The 6019-nt window shown below is 68.2% G+C and carries 6 protein-coding genes and 1 pseudogene; 4 read left to right on the top strand and 3 right to left on the bottom strand.

What is annotated here, in order from left to right; genetic code table 11:
* The 3 genes and pseudogenes from KZ820_RS19540 to KZ820_RS19530 all read right to left on the bottom strand — a co-directional run.
* Window positions 1-192: pseudogene (locus KZ820_RS19540) on the bottom strand (DUF5009 domain-containing protein); the annotation flags it as partial.
* A 49-nt stretch (window positions 193-241) separates the two neighbouring features.
* Window positions 242-1420, bottom strand: coding sequence for an acyltransferase family protein (locus KZ820_RS19535; RefSeq protein WP_219750524.1), 1179 nt, complete (start codon window positions 1418-1420; stop codon window positions 242-244).
* Window positions 1417-1620 (bottom strand): hypothetical protein, encoded by a 204-nt coding sequence (locus KZ820_RS19530; protein WP_219750523.1) that lies wholly within the window; start codon window positions 1618-1620, stop codon window positions 1417-1419. The genes KZ820_RS19535 and KZ820_RS19530 overlap by 4 nt, the downstream gene beginning before the upstream one ends.
* Before the next feature lie 247 nt (window positions 1621-1867).
* On the opposite strand from KZ820_RS19530, the gene KZ820_RS19525 reads away from it, so the two are divergent.
* From KZ820_RS19525 to KZ820_RS19510, 4 genes are all read left to right on the top strand, one after another.
* Window positions 1868-2848: a sterol desaturase family protein gene (locus tag KZ820_RS19525; protein ID WP_219750522.1), complete on the top strand. Its 981-nt coding sequence runs from the start codon at window positions 1868-1870 to the stop codon at window positions 2846-2848.
* Window positions 2849-2882: 34 nt separating this feature from the next.
* Window positions 2883-3494 (top strand): hypothetical protein, encoded by a 612-nt coding sequence (locus KZ820_RS19520; RefSeq protein WP_219750521.1) that lies wholly within the window; start codon window positions 2883-2885, stop codon window positions 3492-3494.
* 327 nt (window positions 3495-3821) lie between these two features.
* Window positions 3822-4760 (top strand): LysR family transcriptional regulator, encoded by a 939-nt coding sequence (locus tag KZ820_RS19515; protein WP_183924893.1) that lies wholly within the window; start codon window positions 3822-3824, stop codon window positions 4758-4760.
* A 159-nt stretch (window positions 4761-4919) separates the two neighbouring features.
* The gene (locus tag KZ820_RS19510; RefSeq protein ID WP_219750520.1) at window positions 4920-6017 is read left to right on the top strand and encodes a putative urea ABC transporter substrate-binding protein; all 1098 of its coding nucleotides are present in this window, start codon (window positions 4920-4922) and stop codon (window positions 6015-6017) included.
* The last annotated feature ends 2 nt before the right edge of the window (window positions 6018-6019 follow it).

The raw sequence follows: 6019 nt of genomic DNA, 5'->3' as shown, positions 1-6019 counted from the left end.
GACCGCGAACAGGAAGGAGGGATAGATCAGGTCAGCGAGCGTGAAGCCGATCCAGGGCGCGTGCTCCAGCTGCGTGTAGGGCGTACCCGCGCCCGCGGTGTTGACCACGATCATCAGGAAGATGGTCACGCCGCGGAACATGTCGAGCGAGATGAAGCGCTCTGGGCGCTCGGCGCGCGCGGGTCCGGTCATCGCTCCACCTCCGTCATCAGCGCGCGGCGCGCGGTCGCGACCACCTCCGCTACCGCGGTCCGAGCAATCGGCGGCTGAGCCAGCGCCGCACCGGCTCGTCGTAGAGCTTCAGGCTGGCATAGGCGATCGCCACCGTCGCGACCACGAGCGCGGCACCGACCGGGGCGCCGAGCCGCGCGGGCACCTTCCGGTCGACCACCCAGGCGGTGTAGACGTAGATCAGCGGATAATGCGTGATGTAGAGCGGGAACGACAGATCGCCGAAGAAGCGCGCGACGCGCACGCTCCGTCCCGTCGCGGCCTTGTTCCCGGCGCCGATCGCGACCACGAGCGGGAACAGCAGCAGCACGCAGCCGGCATCGTACAGGCCGTTCGTCCAGTGATGCGGCGTCTCTCCCATGCGCGGCAGGGCGAGCGCGACGATCAGCAGCACGGCGCTGATCGCGAAGGCGTGACGGTGGGGCAGTCGCCAGCCCGAGCGCATCAGCAGCATGCCGGCGAGGAACGGGTAGCACAGCCGCGCGAGGCCGACATGCACGCCCGCGGCGTCGAGCGACCAGCCGCCGATCAGGTCACGGCGTGGCCCGAGCAGTGCGACCTCCAGCAGCAGCGCCGCCGCGAGCGCCGCGAGCACGGTCAACGCACGCGACGACAGCCGGTGCAGCACCAGCGCATAGGCGAGGTTGGCGAGATACTCGTAGAACAGCGACCAGGCCGGGCCGTTGAGCGGGTGGATCTCGTCCCAGCCGCGGATGTCGAGTTGCTTGGGCAGCGGCAGCAGCGTGCAGCCGAGCAGCATCACCAGCAGCATCTGCCACACCGGCGTCGCCGCGATCCGGGGGAACAGCGCGCCCGCCTGGAGATAGAAGAGCGCCGCGCCCAACAGGCTGCCCAGCACCACCATCGGCTGGAGCCGGATCAGCCGGCGCAGGTAGAACTCTCGCCGCCCCATTCGCGCCCAGCGATCGTCATAGGCGTAGGCGATGACGAAGCCCGACAGCAGGAAGAAGAAGTCGACCGCGAGGTAGCCGTGGTTGATGATCTGCCGCGTCGGGTCACCGTCGGCATAGGCCTCGAACGTGTGGAACATGACCACCATCAGCGCCGCGACGCCGCGCAGCCCGTCGAGCACGACATAGTGGCTCTTGCCCGGCGCGGTCGCGTCTGTCGACGTCGCCGCCGCGCCGGACGTGATGCCCGGCGTCGCTGTCAGCGATGCGCCGCTCACGGTCGACGCACCAGCGCGACGATCCCCGCCGGCGGCACCGCGAGCGCGAAGCCGTCGAGCTCGCCCGTGACGGTCAGATCGAGCCCGGCCGAGGCGAGGCTGCGCCGCCTGTCGACCGACGCCGGCGCATTCGTCCGCTCAGATGGGGCCGCGGGCCATGAGCAGGCGGGGAACGCCGCCGCGGCTATCCATCGCGTCATCAACGCTCTCCTTCCGCGGTGATCGCTCCGCACGCGATCGCCCTACCGGGTGCCCTACACTATGCAAAAGAGTCCCGACGCGCGAGGTGTCTGGCCGCAGGTCATCACCGGCCTCACTATTCCCAGGCGCACAGCCTCGCTGAGCCGGTGTCGATAGTGGCCGCTCACCGCTTATACGTCCGATGACGTATCACGTCGGCCCCGCTTTTTCGTCACTATTGCCGGAGGTTGACGGCGCGAGGACGAGATGGACGGGGTTCGAGTCGGCAAAAGGGTGATCGGCGCGCAGTCGCCCGTGACGGTGGGGTGGGAGAACATTCCCAAGGTCCAGGGCGGGCCGCTGCGCCTCTTCTTCTTCACCTGGTTCCAGCCGACGATGCTCTTCGCGCTGATCGCCTTCTGGTATTACGCGCCCAACTCGATCGCCAAGGCCTCCACCGCGGTCGGCATCGGCATCGGCTTCAAGATCCTGCTGCTCGGACTCGAATGGCTCGCGCCGCGGCACGAGAGCTGGCGGCTGACGTGGAAGGAGCTGACGGTCGACCTCTTCTACGTGAGCCTGGGCTATACAGTGCTGCGCCTGATCGAGGGCTTCATCGGCAGCGACGCGGTGATCGAGGCGGTGCAGACCTCGTTCGACTGGCAGAAGCTCGCCTGGTTCATCGGCCTGCCGCTGCTGCTGCAGGCGTTCATTATCTCGTTCGTGTTCGACTTCGGCCAATATTGGATGCATCGCGGCATGCACAATTGGTACCCTTTGTGGGTAACGCACGCGCCGCATCACTATATCACCCAGCTCAACGTCAACAAGGGCGCTGTCGGCAACCCGGTCGAGCTCTTCCTCATCGGTCTGGGGATCGGCGGCCTGTTCGACTTCCTGCCGCGCGCCGCGCTGCTCGCCGGCAGCCTGGGTCTGGCGGTGGGCACGTACCAGCATATCAACGTGCGCTTCAACTCGCCGCGCTGGTGGCGTTTCCTCTTCAACACCACGGAACACCACAGCGTCCACCACTCGCGCGACTTCGAGGCGAGCCGCAGCAACTATGCCAGCACCTGGGTGGTCATCGACCGAATGTTCGGCACCTGCGTCGACGGCGAGGCCGAGCTGCTCGGCATGGAGGGTGGCCGACCGATGTCGATCCGCGAGACCATGGTCTATCCCTTCGCGGACGGCTGGCGGACGCTGAAGGAGCGGCTCGGGCGGCGTTCGGTGATGCCGGCGGAATGACGCCGACACCGCGCCCGCGATCGGAGAAATGGCGATGAACCACCGCCTCGTACAATGGATCTGGCACGTGAAGGGAAGCCTGGCGCTCGCCCCCGGGCAGACGAGCGACGAGGTCTTCGCCCGCCTCGACCCGCTGTTCCGCGAGACAGGCACGACGCGACAGCGCGACGGCAGCCGGCTCCGCTTCCGCAAGCGCGACCAGGCCGCGCAGGACCGCATGGCGGTGTTCGACGGCGGCGAGCTGCGGGTCGAGCGCGGCGCCGAGGCGCCTGTGCTGCGTTACCATCTGACCAGCCGTGCGCTGTTGTTCTGCTTCCTCGCACCGCTGATGTTCCTCGTCGTCGCGCGGCTCACCGTGATCGTCGGCGAGTATAACAAGCCCACCCCCGCCGAGATCGCGGCCAAGGAGAAGCGGGAAGAAGCGAAGGCGGCGCTGCCGATGAGCCCGATCGACACCTTCCTCGGTGCGCCCGCGCCCGAGAAACCGAAGAAGAAGGATCCGAAGAGCAAGGACGACGACGACAAACCCCGGCCGACGGCGGCCTATGTCTTCGCGGGCATCTTCTCGGTGCTCTACCTGGTCGGCCGGATCGGACAGGCGCGCCTCGTCAGGCGACTGTTCACGGCACGGCTGTCCACGCTCTAAGGTCTGCGCCACCGCGGCTGGACTGGCCGCCTGCTCCGACGAAGGCGAGACCGCTACCAGACCGACGCGTCATCCAGGGGCTCGACCCGGGGTACATGGCTCTTCATACGGTTGGTCGCAGGTGTCGCGAACGCGGAACCGGAAGCGATCGACGTCCTCGCCTGCCGCCCTGAGCTCCCGCGGGAGCACGGTTCGGCTCGGGTGGATCAGCCGCTCGCGCGCTCCGGGCGCGGTACCCGCTACCTCGGGCCTTGCTCACCGCGACCGCGTTGCGCCTCGATCGCTCGCTCGTAAGATAAAGCCGCGCGGACGAACGGGAGCAAGCTGTTGGTGGATCGTGGAGCGGTGCTGGACAAGCATTTCGCCAGCCGTGTCGATTGGAACCTGCTGCGCACCTTCGTCGAGATCGTCCGTGCCGGCGGCATCGGTGCCGCGGCGCGCAAGTTGCACAAGCAGCAGCCCAGCATCAGCGCCGCGCTGAAGCGTCTGGAGGAGCAGGTCGGCGTCCAGCTGCTGGAGCGTTCGCCGACGGGCATCAAGACCACCGCGGCGGGCACCGCGCTGCTCGGCCTGTGCGAGGAGATGCTCGAGACCGCGCGCATGGTGCCGCACCAGGTCGCGCAGGCGACGCGGCGGGTCGAGGGCGCGGTGCGGATCCAGCTGATCTCGGCGGTCACCTCGCCCGAGTTCGACGAGTCGATCGCCAGCTTCCACCGCCGCAACCCCCACATCCATATCGAGCTGCGCGTCTCACCGTGGCGCGCGGTGCTCGACGCGCTGGAGCAGGGCGAGGCCGAGATCGGCGTCGGCTATGACAGCAACGTGCGCGGCGGCCTGCTCTATGAGCCGCTCTTCGTGGAACGGCAGCAGCTCTATTGCGCGCGCAGCCATCCGCTGTTCGGCCACCGCGTCGAGCGGCTCGGCGAGCTCAAGGACGAGGGCTTCGTGCTCACCGGCGAGGATGAGCTCGACACGGTCACGCGACTGCGCCGGCGCTACCGGCTCGGCGCGCGCGCGACCGGCCGCGCCGAGGACATCAACGAGGCCAAGCGCCTGATCACGTTGGGGGTCGGCATCGGCTTCCTACCGGTGATGGCGGCGCGGCAGGCGGTCGAGCAGCGCCAGCTCTGGCCGCTGCTCCACCCGGACATGGAGCCCTTCTACGACATCTTCCTGCTCGCCCGCGCGGAGGGGACGCGCGACACGCCGACCCAGCTGTTCCTCGACGAGGTGCTGCGGCGCCGCCGCGCGCAACACAGGTCATAGATGGGATTGATGGCTTTCATCACCATTTTCGATCTTCATCGATGAGCAGCCGGCCGGCAACGTGCACCTGACGATGCCGCCGCGGGATCGCCGCCGCTCCTTCGTTCTCACGGGATCGACGGACGGGCGACGGCGGCGAGCGATGACGGGGGTTCGCGGATGGCAGCACGACGATGGTTCAGCGGCGCAGCGGCGGTCGCGCTCTCCCTCGCGCTGACCGCCTGCGGCAGCGGGCCCGCAGGATCGGGCGGCGATGCGGCAGCGGCGGCCAAGAAGGATTTCACCATCGGCTGGTCGATCTACACCGGCTGGATGCCCTGGCCCTACGCGCAGCAGGCCGGCATCGTGAAGAAATGGGCCGACAAATACGGCATCAACATCCGCCTGGTGCAGGTCAACGACTACGTCGAGTCGGTGAACCAATATGCCGCGGGCAAGCTCGACGGCGTGGTCTCGACCACGATGGACGCGCTGACCATCCCGGCCGCCGGCGGCCGCGACACCACGGTGCTGCTGATCGGTGACTATTCCGACGGCAACGACGGCGTCGTGCTCAAGAACGCACGGTCGTTGGCGGACATCAAGGGCCGCTCGGTCAAGCTGGTCGAGCTGTCGGTCTCGCACTTCCTGCTCGCGCGCGGGCTGGAGCAGAGCGGGATGACGCTCTCCGACGTGAAGACGGTGAACACCGGCGACGCCGACATCGTCGGCGCCTTCGCCTCGCCCAGCGTCGACGCCGTCGCCACTTGGAACCCGCAGCTCGCCACGATCCGCGCCACCAAGGGCGCCACCGAGGTGTTCGACAGCTCGAAGATACCCAACGAGATCCTCGACACGCTCAACGTCAGCACCGACACGCTGCGCGCCAACCCGAACCTGGGCAAGGCGCTGGCCGGCATCTGGTACGAGACGATGGCGATCATGACGCGCGACGACGCGGCGGGCCGCGCCGCGCGCGCCGCGATGGCCAAGGCGGCGGGCACCACGCCGCAGAGCTTCGACGACCAGCTCAAGACCACGCACCTCTACGCGCGCGCGCAGGACGCCGCGGCCTATGCCGCCAACCCTGACCTCGTGACCGTGACCGACCGCGTGCGTCAGTTCAGCTTCGCGCACGGGCTGTTCGGGCCGAGCGCGAAGTCCGTGGACGCGATCGGCATCAGCTTCGCCGGCGGCAAGTCTCTGGGTGATCCGAAGAACGTGAAGCTGCGGTTCGATCCCAGCTACATGAAGATGGCGGCGGACGGGAAGCTGTAGCC

Origin of the sequence: Sphingomonas citri, assembly GCF_019429485.1 — a bacterium.
Classification (GTDB): Bacteria; Pseudomonadota; Alphaproteobacteria; order Sphingomonadales; family Sphingomonadaceae; genus Sphingomonas; species Sphingomonas citri.
The sequence above is the reverse complement of the archived record's forward strand: the minus strand, read 5'-3'. Positions and strand labels throughout refer to the sequence as shown.

What these genes read in the sequence shown, in the direction of transcription:
- KZ820_RS19530 (WP_219750523.1), bottom strand. Translation starts at nt 1,620, where the DNA reads ATGACGCGATGGATAGCCGCGGCGGCGTTCCCCGCCTGCTCATGGCCC.
- KZ820_RS19525 (WP_219750522.1), top strand. Translation starts at nt 1,868, where the DNA reads ATGGACGGGGTTCGAGTCGGCAAAAGGGTGATCGGCGCGCAGTCGCCC.
- KZ820_RS19520 (WP_219750521.1), top strand. Translation starts at nt 2,883, where the DNA reads ATGAACCACCGCCTCGTACAATGGATCTGGCACGTGAAGGGAAGCCTG.
- KZ820_RS19510 (WP_219750520.1), top strand. Translation starts at nt 4,920, where the DNA reads ATGGCAGCACGACGATGGTTCAGCGGCGCAGCGGCGGTCGCGCTCTCC.